Here is a 15,476-nt window from a genome sequence, read left to right on the forward strand (position 1 = left end):
GCCGTGTCCGCGAGGCATTAGGCTCCGAGCCGTGGCTGAGATCCAGATTCCCGCTGACATCAAGCCCGCCGACGGCCGTTTCGGCGCGGGCCCCTCCAAGGTGCGTACGGAGGCGCTGGAGGCCCTGGCCGCCACCGGCACGTCCCTCCTCGGAACCTCCCACCGACAGGCTCCGGTCAAGAACCTGGTCGGCGAGGTCCGTGCGGGCGTACGTGACCTGTTCTCGCTCCCCGACGACTACGAGGTGATCCTCGGCAACGGCGGCTCCACCGCCTTCTGGGACATCGCGACGCACGGGCTGATCGAGTCGAAGTCGCAGCACCTGTCGTTCGGCGAGTTCTCGTCCAAGTTCGCGAAGGCCGCGAAGCTGGCGCCGTGGCTGGCCGAGCCGACCGTGATCTCCTCCGAGCCCGGCACGCACCCGGAGCCGCGCGCCGAAGCGGGCGTCGACGTGTACGCCTTCACCCACAACGAGACCTCCACCGGTGTCGCCGCGCCCGTCAAGCGGGTCGAGGGCGCCGACGAGGGCGCGCTCGTGCTGGTGGACGCGACGTCCGGTGCGGGCGGCCTCCCGGTCGACATCACCGAGACGGACGTCTACTACTTCGCCCCGCAGAAGTCGTTCGCGGCGGACGGCGGCCTGTGGATCGGCGTGTTCTCGGCGGCCGCCGTGGAGCGCGCCCGCGCCGTCCACGCCTCGGGCCGGCACGTCCCGGAGTTCTTCTCGCTGCCGACGGCGATCGACAACTCGCTGAAGAACCAGACGTACAACACCCCGGCGCTGTCCACGCTGTTCCTGCTGAACGAGCAGCTGAAGTGGATCAACGGGCAGGGCGGCCTCGACTGGGCGGTGCGCCGCACCGCCACCTCGTCGCGGACGCTGTACGGCTGGGCCGAGGAGTCCAAGTACGCGACGCCGTTCGTGTCGGACCCGGCCAAGCGGTCGCAGGTCATCGGCACGATCGACTTCTCGGACGAGATCGACGCGGCGGCGGTCGCTAAGGTGCTGCGCGCCAACGGCATCGTGGACACCGAGCCGTACCGGAAGCTGGGCCGCAACCAGCTGCGGATCGCGATGTTCCCGGCGGTCGACCCGGCGGACGTCGAGGCGCTGACGGCCTGCGTCGACTACGTCATCGAGAAGCTGTAACCCGTACGCACACGCACACCAAGGGGTCCGGCCCGTCGGGGTCGGGCCCCTTCGCGTCGCCCGCGTCCACGGCCGATTAGCGACCTATCCAGCTCACCCGGCGGTCTCTACCATCCGTAGCGTCGAACGGCCGGACAGATCGGTCCGGCCGGACCGTCCGAACGGTCCGATCGGCCCGAACCGTTTGAATGTTTGACATGTTCACGCCCATTCTGGGCCCATCTCGGTTGGACCCCCCACTTCGACCGGCAACCGAACGGAGCTCCATGTCCAGACGCGGACACATCGCCATCGGCGGCGCCACCGCCGCCGCCCTCGCCTCCACCCTGCTCGCACCCGGCTCCGCCGGCGCCGCCCCGAGCGGCATCGTCGCCCCGCCTGACAAGATCGTCATCGAGGTCGCGACGGTCAACGGCTCGGGTTGCCCCGCGGGTACGGCCGCCGTCGCCGTCGCCCCCGACAACACGGCCTTCACCGTCACGTACAGCGACTACCTCGCGCAGGTGGGCATCGGCGCGAAGCCGACCGACTTCCGCAAGAACTGCCAGCTCAACCTGATCGTGCACGTCCCGCACGGCTTCACCTACGCCGTCGCGAGCGCCGACTACCGGGGCTTCGCGCACCTGGAGCGCGGCGCGACCGCCGTGCAGAAGGCGTCGTACTACTTCCAGGGCTCGCCCGACACGGCGGCCAAGTCGCACCCGTTCAGCGGGCCGTACGACAACAACTGGCAGGCGACCGACCAGACCGACTGGGGCCAGCTCGTCTGGGCGCCCTGTGGCGTGAAGCGCAACTTCAACATCAACACCGAGCTGCGGGTCTCGGCGGGGACGTCGGACCCGACGAAGACCAACAGCTTCATCGCCATGGACTCGACGGACGGCGACATCAAGACCATCTACCGGCTCGCCTGGAAGGAGTGCAAGCAGTAACCGCCACGGCGACCGGACCGTGACCGGGCGGGGCCCGCATCCCCCGCTCCGTGACCGGGCGGGGCCCGCATCCCCCGCTCCGTGACCGGGTGGGCCCGCATCCCCCCTCCGCGGGCCCACCCACCCACGCACCCCCTCGGGTGAAGAACCCTCCTGACGGGCCAGTGGCCGCCCCGCCCGACGCGCGCGCGACGTCCGCCTCGCGCAGCATCGGCTTCGGAGCCCAAGCCCGGACACAGGAGGCACGCGGTGCGTCGCGGAATTCTCGGAACGATCACGACGGTGGCTGTCGCCGCCCTGCTGTGGACGGCGACGGCGGGCACCGCCCCGGCAGCGGACGCCCCGCCCGCCACCGCCACCAGCACCCACTGCGTGCCGGCCGCCGCCATCGAGGGCGGCACCGACGTCGGGCTGTGCGTCACCGCCGCCGGGCCGTCCATGACCGTGACGGCACCGGCCGTCTGCCACTGCGCGACCTCCGGCACCTGGACCGCGCGGCAGAAGGACCGGGACAGGACCGTCGCCGCCGAGGGCGAACTCGGCGGCCGGGCGGAGTACCCCGGCCCTGGCACGTACGAGATCACGGCCACCGTGCGGGTGGAGCCCGGTGCCGACACCCCGGCGTCGCGGACGCTCACCGGACAGGTGCGCGGCACCTTCACGCTCACCGTGGAGAAGCCCGAACCCACGCACCGTGTCGCCGTCGACTCCGGCGCGCTGCGCCCCGGCACCACCGCCGCGCTCACGTACACGGTGTCCCGCGTGAGCGCCGACGGCGACGGCAGCGCACGGCTCGGGCTCATCGGCGACGAGGGGTCGGGCATCCGGCTGGTCTCGACCGACGTACGCTGCGTCAACCCGCTGACCGGCGCCTATCCGTCGACCGCGCGCGGCGCGCACGCCCTGGACTGCGCGCTCACCGACCTCCAGCCCGGCCGCCCGGCCACCGTCACCGTCCATGTGACCCTGCCCGCCGGGGCGTGCTCGACGATCGTGTCCAAGCTGGGCTACTGGACGCCGCGCGGCCAGCAGGTGTCGGGCGCGATGCTCAACGGCCCCACCGTCACCTGCGCCCCCTGACACGCCGACGGGGGCAGGGGTCGGGAGCGAGGCGGGGCCGAGTACCGGGCGGGGCCGAGTACCGGGCGCGGGCGGGGCGGGCACGGATCGTCAACCCCACGGCACCCATGATCAACGCGCTCCGACGCGATCCCCGGCAGGCTGGAGGGAGCCAGGGGAGAGCGGTCCGGCGCCGACCTGCCGGACGCCGCGCCCGGTCGAGAACCGCACAGAAAGAGAGCAGATGAGGACGAAACGGGGAATCGCGATCACGGCGGCCATGATGATGCTGGGGCTCGGCAGCGTCGCCGTCACGGGCGGAACAGCACACGCGGCAGGCAAGGCCAAGTCAGCGATCGCACGGGTGGACTGCCAGAAGCACACCGTCGAAAGCCGGTTCACCCGGGTCACCTACCAGGCCTGCGGCAAGATGATCAACGGTAAGAAGCACGTGCAGGTGCGGCTGTGGGTCAGGGATGTCAGCCGCGACCTCTGGGGTTCGACCGGGCTGGCCACGATCGGCTCGCGCGACGGATCACACATCCGCGTGCAGAGCGCGCGCGCCAAGGGCGGCAAGGGCAGCGAGTCGGTGACCGCCTTCAGCCCCTGGAAGCTCATGGACAAGCCCCTGTACGTCTACGCGCTGGTCTGAGCCACCGGCGGAGCCGGTGCCGGGGCGGGGCCGAGTACCGGACCGGGCGGAGGGCCGGGCGGGGCCAGGGCCGGACGGGGCGCGCACCGCCCCCGCCCGGCCCTGGCCCTCACATGACGGCCGCCGCGTCCGCCTCAGGAGTACCGCTGGAGGTGGTGGGTGAAGACCCCGGCGGCCTGGCACCGCAGGACCCACGGGGTGCTCAGCTCCAACTGCAGCTTGGCGGCCTGGCAGGTGACCGCCGTCCGGTAGGTGCTGATCGTGCGCCACGCCGCCGCCGTACCGGCATCGCCGGCCGCCGCACGGACGGTGGGCGCGCCGCCTGCGCTGCCGCCTGCCGCGTACGCCGTACCCGGCAGGGCGAGTCCGGCGACGGCCACTGCCGTGAGGACGCCGCCGGCCAGTCGGGTACGCGGTGTGCTCCGCTTGCGCATCAGGGAACCTCTCGCTCGTGGTGGGTCGGGCACGGAGGTGTCGAGCGGCAGGCACCCGGGCCGCCGGCCACTGCCGGTCCGGCGTGGCGGAGGCGCGTCATGCCGCCGTCGGTTCCTCCGCGACCGAGCCTTCCGCAGCGGGGCCGGCCTGTCGTTGATGACCGGTGACAGGGTGTTGACGACGCGCGCCGTCGCCGCCGTGCCGTGCCAGCCGCCGGAACTCGCTCGGCGATGTGCCGTAGGCCGCGCGGAAGGCCCGGCTGAAGTGGGCGGGCGCGGTGAAACCGGACCGGGCGGCGACCGCGTGCACCGGCGTGTCGCGCAGGTCGGGATCGGCCAGGTCGCGTCGGGCCCGTTCCAGCCGCAGGTCCCGGATGAGGCCCGCCACCGTGACGTTCTCGTCCTCGAACAGGCGGTGCAGCTGGCGTACGGAGAGGTGATGCGCCGCGGCGATCGTCCGGGGTGTCAACTCCGGGTCGTGCAGGTGCCGGTGGATGTGGGAGCGGACGCGCACCACCAGGTTCCGTTCCCGTGTCTCGGCGGGCAGTGCCCGCTCCGCGTCGAGTTCGTGGGCGACGAGCCCGGACAGCAGGTCGACAAGCACGGTGTTCAGCCGTGGCGCGTCGGAGGGCCGGTAGGGGCTGCTCTCCGTGCTGAGCCGGGTGAGGAACTGCGCCAGGAGCGCGCCGAACCCCCTGTCCCCCGGCATCCGCCGCCCGAGCAACCCGTCCAGCCCCCGGCTTCCCGCCAGCGGGAGCAGGACCTTCGGGATCTCCACTCCGATCGCCCTCACCGGGGACCGCTCGTCGCCGGAGTCGACGTCACAGGGCCGGGACAGATCCAGCAGGTACAGGTCGTAGGGGCGGTGCACGATCTCCCGCCGCACGTAGGTCACGTCCAGCGGGCCGCTTCCGGGCATGACCAGGGTCAGGTGGTACAGCTCCGGGTCGGACCTCCGTATCAGCTTGGGCGTCCGCCGGTACCGGCCCGCGTGCGCCGTCACGGGCCACACCGACAGCGTGTCGAGCCGCAGCAGCCGCTGGTGCGCCATGAAGTCGGCCGCGTGCGCGCTGGTGATCTCCATCGGTGCCATCGTCCGGCTCGCGCACTCCCGCCACGCGTCGAACCGGTCCTCTCTCGGCAGGTCGTCGGACCGGAACACCGTTTCCGTCAACATGCTTGCCCCCGTTCTCCGTGATCCTGCGGCGGGGTCGGCGCGTCCCCGGTCGTGGGACACGCGTGGCGCGGTGAACGTCCACCGGCCCGCCCGCCGTCCGGCGACCTCCTACGGTGCATGACCACCGGCCCGCCCGTCCACGCCGCACGACGGCGCGCCGCCCGTCACCCTCAGGGCCGACCCGGTGGGGCCACGTCCCCCGCTCTAGGAGCCGCCGCCTAGGAGCCGCCGCCGCCCCTGTTCCTCCGCCGGAAGCCGAGCCCGAAGACGGCCGCGAGCAGGATCAGCCCGACCACGATCGGCCCGCTGCCGCCCTCGCCGTCGTCACCGCCGCCGCTGGCGCCGCCCGCGCCGCCCGTGTCGGCGCCGCCCGGTGACGCGCCCGCGTCCGGGCCCGCTCCGGGGCCCGCTCCGGGCGCCTCCACCCGTACGACCTCGCTCTGTTCGCCCTCGGTGCCGAACATCAGCGCCGACCCGTCCGCCGTGTACGTGACGGACTCCGACTGCCCCTGGATCGGCGCCCTGACGCGCTCGTCGGCGCCGAGCCGCCCGTTCTCCCACGCGTACGCCCGCGCGCTGAAGTAGCTGCGCAGCACCAGCCGCTTCCCGTCGGGCGAGAACGCCCCGTCCGTCACCCAGGGCACATCGCCGACGCGCCGGAACACGTTCGTGCCGCCCGTGGTCAGCTTCTCCGGCCCCTCGTACAGGCCGCCGCCGTCCTCGTTCTTGGAGGCGATGTAGACGCGCCCGGTCTTCGGGTGCACGAGCAGCGCCTCGGCGTCGCGCGGACCGTCGGCGTACTTCACGACGTACTGCGTGGCGTCCACGGTCTGGTCGCGGAGCTGCTTCGGCTCGGGGAAGCGGTAGATCCACACATGGTCCCAGGAGCCGTTGAGGTTGTCCCCGATGTCGCCGACGTACACGTGGCCGTCGCCGCCGACCTGGATGGCCTCCATGTCGCGGGGCTTGCCGACCCCGCGCAGGGTGACCGTCGCGACGGTCTCGCCGGTCCGGGAGTCGACGGCGAAGACACGCGGCTCGTCCTGGTCGTTGTGGGTCCAGTAGACGCCCGGGTGCGCACGGCTGGCGGCGAGGCCGCTGGACTCGGTGACGCGCGGGTCCTTGATGGTGAACCCGTCGTCCGCGCCGGGCGCGGCCGTGGCGGGCGCGGCGGCGGCGCAGAGCATGGCGCCCGCGACCAGGGCAGCCCCGAGGGAGGTACGTGCCGTACGAGCCGTGGGCGTCGGGAACGCCGTGCGCAGGGAGAGCATGCCTCCCAGTGTCCATGGTCACATCGCGTTTCCGGGCCCCGGTCGGCGATGATGGCGCCCATGCGTCCCAGGTTCATGTTCGTCGGCGATTCCATGACCATCGGAAGCGCGGGCGAGTACACCTGGCGCTACCGGATGTGGCAGCACCTGAACGCCACGTTCGGCGGCCCGTACGCGATCGTCGGCCCGCGCACCGAGCTGTACGACAAGCACGCCGAGGCGCCGGTCTCGCACGCGTACGCCGACCCGGACTTCCCGGCCCGCGCCCGCGCCCACCTGGCCGGCTGGGGCGAGGGCTGGCTGCACATGGCGCCGCTGATCCGGGAGGCGGTCCGGTCGGCGAAGGCGGACGTCCTGCTCGTGTCGCTGGGCCTGATAGACCTGGGCTTCTACACGAACAGCGAGCAGACCACCGAGAACGTGCGCGCGTTCGTCGCCGGGGCGCGCGCCGCGAACCCCCGCGTCCGGGCGGTGCTGCTGCCGGTCATCCCCAATGTCCGCGCCCGTGAGGACGCCCCGTTCGCCGCCGAGTGCGCCCGCTTCAACGAGCTCCTCGCCAAGACGGTCGCGGACCTGGACGAGGCGTCGTCCCCGCTGCTCCTGGCCTCGCCGCCGGAGGCGTACGACATCGACGCCGACACCTACGACGGCACCCACCCGGGCCCGACGGGTGAGCACAAACTGGCGGCGACGTTCGCCGACGCCATGTACCAGTCCTGGGACTGGGGCGCCCCGTACGACCGGTGAGCCCCGCCGGGTCGCCCCGGAACCGCGCCCGCACGATGGTGGAGTCGACCGAGATGCCCCCGTCGGTCTCACCCGCCGCATCCGCCGCGGCCCGGACCTGCTGGAGCAGGCGTCCCCACGTCCCCGTCGTCCGGGTGTGAGCAGTTGCGGCACCGGAAGGAGGCCGCCTCAGCAGGTGGTGCCGGAAGCCACCTTCTTCAGTCCGAGGAGATAACCGTCGACGGCGTTCGTGACGCAGGCGTTGCTGCGGCCGTAGGCCGTGTGCCCAAGGCCCTCGTACGTCAGCAGCATGCCGCCGGGGAACTGGCCGGCCAGACTCACGGCCTCCTCATACGGGGTGGCCGGGTCACCGGTGGTTCCCACCACCAGCACCGGGGGAACGCCGTCGGCCTTGACCTTGTGCGGCTTCATCGTGCCCTCGGGCCATCCCTTGCAGGTCAGGGCGCTGGTCATACCCGAAGTGCCGTAGACGCCGGCAGCCTTGTCGGCGGTTTCGAGCGCGTCCCAGTACGGCTGGTCGTCGCGCGGGTGGGGCGTGTCCAGGCAGTTGACGGCCTGGAGCACGGCCTCGCTGTTGTCGGCGGGCACCCCGCCGTCGTCGCCCGCCTGGTCGGACCCGTCGGCGGGGCCGGTCCCGGGGTCGCCCGAGGGCTCGGCGGGTCCGGACGGCTGGGAGTCCTCCGTCTCCGTGACCGGTTCCTCCGGCAGGGCGGCCATCTTCGTCCCGTCTCCGTCGGCCGCGTCCCGCAGCGCCTCGGAGAGGTCCTGCCACTGGTCCTCGGGTGTGTACATCGAGTCCGTGATGGCGTTGAGCAGCATGGTGGCGTCGAGTCCGTACTCGTCACCGTCGACCGGGAGCGGCTGGCGCTCCGTCCGCTTGTACAGGCCGTCGATCAGAGCGGATATCTCCTTGGGCGTGCTGCCGGGGCAGCTGTCTCCCGCGATGTCCGCGCAGTGGGTGGCGTAGTCGTCGACGGCCCGCCGGAAACCGACGGCCTGGCTCGTCGTGCGCTCGGACCAGTCCAGGGAGGGGTCTATCGCTCCGTCCAGAACCAGGGCACGTACCCTGCGCGGGAACTGCTCGGCGTAGGACGTGCCCAGGCTCGTGCCGTACGACCAGCCGATGTACGTGAGTTTCTGGTCGCCGAGGGCGGCGCGCAGCACGTCCATGTCCCGGGCGGCGTCCGGCGTGCCGACGTGCCGCAGGAGCGGGCCGCTGCCCTTCCTGCACGCGTCGGCCGCGGCCTGTGCTCCAGCCAGCACGCTCCTGCGGTCGGCCTCGGTCTTCGGATAGAGCGGCTGCTCCGCCGACGTGGTGTCCTCGGTGTCCTCGGTGTCCTCGGTGTCCTCGGTGTCTTCGGTGTTTTCGGTGTCTTCGTCGCCGCACGTCAGAGCGGGCGAACTCGCCCCGACGCCACGCGGGTCGAAGGAGACGATGTCGAAGCGGTCGCGCACCTTCTTGCTGATCGACTCGGCCATACCGTCCTTGAGGGACTGCACGCCGGGCTGGCCGGGCCCGCCCGGGTTGTAGACGAGTGACCCTATGCGCCGGTCCGGGTCCGCGGTGACGGCCTTCGCCACCGGCAGGACGAACGTCTTGCCGGTGCCGGGGTGCGCGTAGTCCATGGGGACGGTGAGCTCGGCGCACTGGAAGTCCCCGCAGGCGGACCACTTGAGTTTCTGGCTGTAGAAGGGACTGAGCTCAGGGCGGGTGGCGAGATCGGCGGGAGCGGCCGATGTCCTCGGCCGGTCCGGGGCCGCCCCCGTCCCCGACGCCGTGCAGGCGGCGAGTGACGCCGAGCCGAGGACGGCCATGGTGACGACGAGGGCGTGACGGCGGATTGCTGCGTGATTCAACGGGGTGCTCCCATGTTCGGTTCGCGGGAAGCATCCCGGCGCCATGCTGAGGTTTTGATGAAGCCCGGTCTGCTCGTGGGCCTGACCTGCGCCCCGAGGGGTCAGCCCCGCGTCGGCAGGCTCAGCACGAAGCGGGCACCGCCGCGTTCGCTCCGTGCGGCGGTAAGGGTTCCGCCGTGGGCGTGGGCGACCCATGAGGCGATGGACAGGCCGAGACCGGTGGACCCCGATCCGCTACGGAAACGTTCGAACAGGGCGCCCGCCACCTCGGGGGGCAGCCCCGGCCCTGCGTCGTCGACCGTCACGGTGCCGTCCCGTGCGACGGTGATGTGGACGTCCGCCGGCTCCCCTGGCGCGTGGCCGTGGGCGAGGGCGTTGCCCAGCAGGTTGGACACGGCCCGGCGGACCAGGTCGGGGTCGGCGACCACGACCGTCTCCTCCGCGTCGACCGTGACGCGGTGGCCCCGCCTCGGGGCGTCTTCGACCACCGCCTCCGCGATCTGGTCCAGGCGCAGCGGCTGGGGCGCCAGGCTCGCCGTACCGGACATCAGCCGGGCCCGGGTCAGTAGCCCGTCGACGAGCCGGCCCATGTGCTGCGCCAGCCGCAAGGTGCGCCGGTGCACGTCATCACTGTCCGTCTCACCGCGCAGCGCGGTCTCCGCGAGCGTCCGCAGCGACGCGGCCGGGGTCCGCAGGTCGTGCGCGGCGTCGGCGAGGAACGCCTCCTGCTGACCCAGTGCGGCCAGCGCGGGCCGGATCGCCCGTCCGGACAGCAGGTGCCCGACCGCGGCCGACAGCAGCACCAGTACGGCGCAGCCGACCGTCACCGCCCAGGTCAGCCTGCGGTGGTCGGCTCGCTGTCCGGTCGTCTCCGCCACGGTCACCAGGGCGCCCTCAGCCCTCTCGGCTTCGGACGCGTCCGGCGGATAGTACGGCAGGGCGAACACCCGCACCGGCTCGCCATCGGTTGCCCGCCGGTCGAAGGCTGTCGACTCGCCTGCGCGTACGGCCGCGTACGCCGCCTCCCGCACGACCGCAGGACTCACAGCCGAACAGGGTTCGCGCGGGGCGTGTTCGACCACCGGATCCGCGTCCGCGTCGGACGGCACCCAGAGCACGAAAAGCGGCGGGCACGCGGTTCCCATCGTCTCAACGAGCACGGTGGTGTCCAGCCGGCCGTCCTCGTCGCTCTCCAGCAGGCCCAAGGCCCAACTCGTGTCCCCATCCATCGACCGGTCGACCTGCTCACGCCACCGCACACCGTCGCTGTGCACTGCGAAGACGGCCATCGCGACGAGGCCCACGGCGCTGGTGCACGCGAACAACGCGGTGATCCTGCGACGCAGCCGATTGACCCGTGCCGTGGGCGTGAGCGGCCGGGACCGACGCCGGAAGAAGGCTGTTCTCATCCTGCTTCGCCGACCGCGTGCTCCTCGGCCACCAGCCGGTATCCGATCCCCCGTACGGTCCTGATCAGCTGCGGTTCTCCCAGCTTGCGGCGCAGCTGGGAGATGAGGACCTCCAGGACGTTCGACTGCGGCTCCGCCATCTCATCCCAGCAGCTCTCGATCAGCTCCGCGCGAGACACCGCCTGGTCGGCGCGGGCCGCCAGCACTTCGAGGACGGCGAACTCGCGGTTGGTGAGAGCGAGCAGCACCCCGCCCCGGTGGACATGCCTGCGGGCGGTGTCGACCTCCACGTCGCCCACATGGTGCACGGGCGGGCGGACGACCGCGGCGCGGCGGCACAGACTGCCCACCCGCGCGATCAGTTCCGGCACGGCGAAGGGCTTCACGAGGTAGTCGTCCCCGCCACTGGCGAAACCTTCCAGCCGGTCGGCGACGGTGTCACGGGCGGTGAGGAACAACACGGGCACAGACCGGCCGCTGCGGCGCAGCCCGTCCACGTACGCGGCGGCGTCACCGGAGGGAAGCATCCGGTCGAAGATCGCGCAGTCGTAGGCGGTGACGAACAGGGCTTCGTCGGCCTGGGGCAGGTCGGCCGTCTCATCGACGGCGAAACCCGCGGCCCGCAACGCGGCGGCCACCCCGAAACTGAGGTTCTCATCGTCCTCGACCAGCAGCACCCGCACGCGGCTCACCCTATCCTGGACGCCGCCGCGCACCGGAGCGCCTGGCGACGATGAAGCGGGCCGACGCGGCGGCGGCCCTTCTGGGTGCCGCATGAGCCGGGACGGCGTGGGCCGGCGGCGCCTGGCCGCCCCGAAGCCGCGCCTGTGGAGGCGCGGGTGGGGCGGGTGGGGCGGGTGGCGGGGTCACCCGGTGCGGGCCTCCTGCCACACGTGGTCGCGCAGCCCCTGGCGGTCCAGCCATGTGGTGAGGGCGGTGACGTCGCCGTCGTCCATGAGCGCCGGGTCGACGGTCGTACGCAGCTGGTGGGCCACGCCTGAGTCGCGCAGCATCCGCAGGCTGCGGCCGGCGGGTGTCGCGCTGTTGCGTACGCCGGTGATCCTGTCGTAGGCGTCGGGGTGGGCCTTGATGTCGAAACCCACCCAGTCGAGGAGCCCCGCGGACAGCAACGCCTGGAACCGGTGCGGATAGGCGCCGCCGGTGTGCAGGCCCACGGCGTGGCCGAGGTCGCGGGCGGCCCGTGCCGCGTCGGCCAGGCCCTCCTGGAGGAGTGGCTCGCCTCCGGAGAACACGATGCCGTCCAGCAGGCCCCGTCGGCGGGCGAGGTGCGCGGCGACGTCCGCCCAGGGCGTGGCCGTCGCCGCTCGCGGGTCGAGGAGTCCGGGGTTGTGGCAGTAGCCGCAGCGCCAGGGGCAGCCCTGGCAGAAGACCGTGGTGACGAGGCGGCCCGGCCAGTCGCAGGTGGACAGCCGGGACCAGCCGCCGATGCGGATCACGCGGGAACCGTCGCCCGTTCCGTGAGGTGCGTGCGCGTCGCCCGTTCCGTGAAGTGCGTGCGCTCGGCGTGTTCGCCCTTCTTGCCGATGTTGAACGAGGAGACGGGCCGGTGGTAGCCCATGACGCGGGTCCACACCTCGCAGTCGCCCGCGCAGGTCGGACAGGTGGCGTGTTCGCCGGCCAGGTAGCCGTGCCGGGGGCAGATGGAGAAGGTGGGCGTGACCGTCAGGTACGGCAGCGAGAACCGTTCGAGGGAGCGGCGCACCAGCTTCCGGCAGGCTTCGGCGGTGGAGACGCGCTCGGACATGTACAGGTGGAGGACCGTGCCGCCGGTGTACTTCGTCTGCAGCTCGTCCTGCCGCTCCAGCGCCTCGAAGGGGTCGTCGGTCCATCCCACGGGCAGCTGGGACGAGTTGGTGTAGTACGGGTTCGTCTCCGTGCCCGCCTGCAGGATGTGCGGGAAGCGGCGGCGGTCCTCCTTCGCGAAGCGGTAGGTGGTGCCCTCGGCGGGGGTGGCCTCCAGGTTGTAGAGGTGGCCGGTCTGTTCCTGGAAGTCCACCATCCGCGCGCGGACGTGGTCGAGGAGCCGCAGGGCCAGGGCGTGGCCCTCAGGGGCGGTGATGTCGTGCGCGTCGTGCGTGAAGTTGCGGATCATCTCGTTGATCCCGTTCACGCCGATGGTGGAGAAGTGGTTGCGCAGGGTCCCCAGGTAGCGCTTCGTGTACGGGAAGAGGCCGCTGTCGATCAGGTCCTGGACGGTGACCCGCTTGATCTCCAGGCTCTCCCTGGCCAGCTCCAGCAGCCGGTCGAGCGCTCTGAACAGGGCCGCTTCGTCGCCCGCGTGCAGGTACCCCAGGCGGGCGCAGTTGACGGTGACGACGCCGAGGGAGCCGGTCTGCTCGGCGCTGCCGAACAGGCCGTTGCCGCGCTTGAGGAGCTGGGTGAGGTCGAGCTGGAGGCGGCAGCACATCGAGCGGATCATGCCCGGTTCCAGCTCGGAGTTGATGAAGTTCTGGAAGTACGGCAGACCGTACTTCGCGGTCATCGCGAAGAGCCGGGTCGCGTTCTCGCTCTCCCAGGGGAAGTCCTCGGTGATGTTGTAGGTGGGGATCGGGAAGGTGAAGACCCGTCCTGTGGCGTCCCCCGCCGACATCACCTCGATGTACGCCCGGTTGATCAGGTCCATTTCGGCCTGGAGGTCGCCGTAGGCGAAGCCCATCTCCACGCCGCCGATCACGGGCACCTGATCGCGCAGGTCGGGCGGGCAGGACCAGTCGAAGGTGAGGTTCGTGAACGGGGTCTGGGTGCCCCAGCGCGAGGGCACGTTGAGGTTGTGCACCATCTCCTGCATGCACTGGTACACCTCGGTGTAGGTCATCGCGTCCTTGCGGACGTACGGCGCCATGTAGGTGTCGAAGGAGCTGAACGCCTGCGCGCCGGCCCATTCGTTCTGCAGCGTGCCGAGGAAGTTGACGATCTGTCCGGCCGCCGAGGAGAAGTGCCGGGGCGGCGCCGAGTCGATCTGTCCGGGCACCCCGTTGAAGCCCTCGGTCAGCAGCGTGCGCAGGGACCAGCCCGCGCAGTAGCCGGAGAGCATGTCCAGGTCGTGGATGTGGAGGTCGCCTTCGCGGTGTGCGTGCCCGACGGCTCCGGGATAGACCTGGTCGAGCCAGTAGTTGGCGACGACCTTGCCCGCGGTGTTGAGGATGAGCCCGCCGAGTGAGTAACCCTGGTTCGCGTTGGCGTTGACCCGCCAGTCGCTGCGGTCCAGGTACTCGGTCACCGAGTCCACGGCATTGATGTGTGTCACGTCAGCCCTCCCACGAGGCATCCGGAGTGCACCCGGCCGCACGGGGTGCGCGACCGGCGCCGGCAGGTATCGGGCTCAGGTCCTCGACAGGACCCATACCGTTGCGGGGCAGCCCCGGATTCTCACCGGATTCCCTCTTGCCTCGGCCGTGTGCGAGGAGGAGCACACTGACGCCGAACCGACTCGCGCACACTACATCTGGGGAAGATCCGACACGCCGACACCACATGCTGGGGTCGCCGAGAGCCCGGAGGTCGGGACCTTGGTCCCTCCGGCCGCCCGGAAGGCGTACGGCAGACAGGGCGAGGCACGGGGTCTGGTTGGATGCGGCCATGAACAGCGGCGGTGGCCACGAGGAGTCGGGTCTCACGAAGAGCGTCTGGAGTGACGCCGACTTCGAGGCGATGGGCTGGCACGACGCCACCGTCCACGGCCTGTACGTACAGGAGACCGACGCCGATCTGCCGCGACTCCTCCTGGATCTCAACTACATCGTCCGCTGGGTCCATCCGGTCCGGCCGGCGAAGCACTTCTCGTTCTGGATCTCCCCGGCGACGCTCGTCCAGGTCGCCGCCACGAGACCTATGGCCGGTCTACTCCGGCCACGGCCCATGCGTGCCCCCGTTCCGGCCGGGACCGGCTCCCGCCAGGGCTCCGCCGCCGTACCGGCACGTCGGAGGTCATGCGGCGCCGGGGTGAACACGTATGCGCCATGGGCTTCCGGAGGCGAACTGGCGTGTGGGGGTGCCGGGTGATCCGGACCGGCCGCCTCCGTGACATCGATCACAACTGCCACTTCGAGTGAAACATCGGACAGAGGTTGTTCACAGATGTCGTAGATGGGTCGCGGCGCCACGAAAGCCTTGTTCGGGACGGGAGAGCCGGCCGCGACCAGGGACCCCCCGCCGGAGCGAGGGGCCCTGCAAGGTGCACTCAGGCCATTGAGATGCCTCTTGATGTGCGGGCCGGTTGGAGTCGGACCCGCGGCCCCCATGGTGGCGTGCCAGGGGGTGTCTGTGGAGTGATTCACCGTCCTGCGGACATGTCGTCACGCAAGAATGAAGAACCCGCGACAATTGAACAATACCCCTGAGCTGGCTTTTTACCCGGCCGCGCTACGTTGCGCTGGTCAATTCGGCTCGATGTTTCCCCACCCGAACACGCTTGCAAAGCATACCAAATCAGACTTTACGGGCGAACATTTGGGCGAAGGTGCGGCCTTGGTCCTTTACCAGATCGCGGTTCTTCACGCCGCGTCGAACCGGCCGTTCCGCTCTCCCCGGCGATTGTTCACCCGGACCCGCCCGCGAACCGGTCGTCCGGGGCCTCCACGGGCGCTGTCGTCGCTGTCGCGTGGACACCCCCGTGGGGCACACTGGTTGTCCGCGCGCGACCGCCTCCGAGAGATTCCGGTCTCCGCCGGCGACTGAGCTTCTTCGATGTGGCCACCGATCGGGTGACGGTCCGTGAAGCGCAACGAGCGAAGCCCCCGGGCTGTTGATCGAGGTGTCTGACGCCTC

14 protein-coding genes and 1 riboswitch are annotated in these 15,476 nt (G+C 71.3%); of the genes, 6 read left to right on the forward strand and 8 right to left on the reverse strand.

Annotation, left to right across the window (positions count from 1 at the left end; all coding sequences use genetic code 11):
- Window positions 1-31: 31 nt before the first annotated feature.
- The 4 genes from serC to ACGF5U_RS24455 all read left to right on the forward strand — a co-directional run bounded on the left by serC (window position 32) and on the right by ACGF5U_RS24455 (window position 3,793).
- Window positions 32-1,150: a phosphoserine transaminase gene (gene serC, locus ACGF5U_RS24440; RefSeq protein WP_392718172.1), complete on the forward strand. Its 1,119-nt coding sequence runs from the start codon at window positions 32-34 to the stop codon at window positions 1,148-1,150.
- 266 nt (window positions 1,151-1,416) lie between these two features.
- Window positions 1,417-2,082 (forward strand): DUF4360 domain-containing protein, encoded by a 666-nt coding sequence (locus ACGF5U_RS24445; RefSeq protein WP_392718170.1) that lies wholly within the window; start codon window positions 1,417-1,419, stop codon window positions 2,080-2,082.
- 282 nt (window positions 2,083-2,364) lie between these two features.
- Entirely contained in the window at window positions 2,365-3,162 is a 798-nt protein-coding gene (locus ACGF5U_RS24450; protein ID WP_392718168.1) for a hypothetical protein, read from the forward strand.
- A gap of 223 nt (window positions 3,163-3,385) precedes the next feature.
- The gene (locus tag ACGF5U_RS24455) at window positions 3,386-3,793 is read left to right on the forward strand and encodes a hypothetical protein (RefSeq protein ID WP_392718166.1); all 408 of its coding nucleotides are present in this window, start codon (window positions 3,386-3,388) and stop codon (window positions 3,791-3,793) included.
- A gap of 134 nt (window positions 3,794-3,927) precedes the next feature.
- On the opposite strand, the gene ACGF5U_RS24460 is transcribed toward ACGF5U_RS24455, so the two are convergent.
- The 3 genes from ACGF5U_RS24460 to ACGF5U_RS24470 all read right to left on the reverse strand — a co-directional run bounded on the left by ACGF5U_RS24460 (window position 3,928) and on the right by ACGF5U_RS24470 (window position 6,675).
- Window positions 3,928-4,227 carry a hypothetical protein gene (locus ACGF5U_RS24460; protein WP_392718164.1) on the reverse strand — a complete coding sequence of 100 codons (300 nt, stop codon included), beginning with the start codon at window positions 4,225-4,227 and terminating at the stop codon, window positions 3,928-3,930.
- 97 nt (window positions 4,228-4,324) lie between these two features.
- Complete coding sequence (locus ACGF5U_RS24465) at window positions 4,325-5,404, reverse strand: helix-turn-helix domain-containing protein (RefSeq protein WP_392718162.1); 1,080 nt, start codon at window positions 5,402-5,404, stop codon at window positions 4,325-4,327.
- 218 nt (window positions 5,405-5,622) lie between these two features.
- A complete protein-coding gene (locus ACGF5U_RS24470; protein WP_392718160.1) occupies window positions 5,623-6,675 on the reverse strand; it encodes a WD40 repeat domain-containing protein in 1,053 nt (350 codons plus the stop codon).
- 60 nt (window positions 6,676-6,735) lie between these two features.
- Between ACGF5U_RS24470 and ACGF5U_RS24475 the strand changes: the two genes are divergently transcribed.
- Entirely contained in the window at window positions 6,736-7,422 is a 687-nt protein-coding gene (locus ACGF5U_RS24475) for a GDSL-type esterase/lipase family protein (RefSeq protein WP_392718158.1), read from the forward strand.
- A gap of 168 nt (window positions 7,423-7,590) precedes the next feature.
- Here the strand turns inward: ACGF5U_RS24475 and ACGF5U_RS24480 are convergent, their stop codons facing one another.
- The 5 genes from ACGF5U_RS24480 to ACGF5U_RS24500 all read right to left on the reverse strand — a co-directional run bounded on the left by ACGF5U_RS24480 (window position 7,591) and on the right by ACGF5U_RS24500 (window position 13,956).
- Entirely contained in the window at window positions 7,591-9,279 is a 1,689-nt protein-coding gene (locus ACGF5U_RS24480) for an alpha/beta hydrolase (RefSeq protein WP_392718156.1), read from the reverse strand.
- 101 nt (window positions 9,280-9,380) lie between these two features.
- The gene (locus tag ACGF5U_RS24485; RefSeq protein ID WP_392718154.1) at window positions 9,381-10,604 is read right to left on the reverse strand and encodes a sensor histidine kinase; all 1,224 of its coding nucleotides are present in this window, start codon (window positions 10,602-10,604) and stop codon (window positions 9,381-9,383) included.
- An 80-nt stretch (window positions 10,605-10,684) separates the two neighbouring features.
- Entirely contained in the window at window positions 10,685-11,365 is a 681-nt protein-coding gene (locus ACGF5U_RS24490) for a response regulator transcription factor (RefSeq protein WP_392718257.1), read from the reverse strand.
- Window positions 11,366-11,554: 189 nt separating this feature from the next.
- On the reverse strand, window positions 11,555-12,145 hold the full coding sequence (locus ACGF5U_RS24495) for an anaerobic ribonucleoside-triphosphate reductase activating protein (RefSeq protein WP_392718152.1): 591 nt from the start codon (window positions 12,143-12,145) through the stop codon (window positions 11,555-11,557).
- Complete coding sequence (locus tag ACGF5U_RS24500) at window positions 12,142-13,956, reverse strand: ribonucleoside triphosphate reductase (RefSeq protein WP_392718150.1); 1,815 nt, start codon at window positions 13,954-13,956, stop codon at window positions 12,142-12,144. The genes ACGF5U_RS24495 and ACGF5U_RS24500 overlap by 4 nt, the downstream gene beginning before the upstream one ends.
- A 43-nt stretch (window positions 13,957-13,999) precedes the next feature.
- Window positions 14,000-14,154: riboswitch (cobalamin riboswitch) on the reverse strand.
- A gap of 134 nt (window positions 14,155-14,288) precedes the next feature.
- On the opposite strand from ACGF5U_RS24500, the gene ACGF5U_RS24505 reads away from it, so the two are divergent.
- Window positions 14,289-14,711, forward strand: coding sequence for a hypothetical protein (locus ACGF5U_RS24505; RefSeq protein WP_392718148.1), 423 nt, complete (start codon window positions 14,289-14,291; stop codon window positions 14,709-14,711).
- Window positions 14,712-15,476: the final 765 nt, after the last annotated feature.

This window comes from Streptomyces sp. NPDC047886 (assembly GCF_043204435.1).
Classification (GTDB): Bacteria; Actinomycetota; Actinomycetes; order Streptomycetales; family Streptomycetaceae; genus Streptomyces.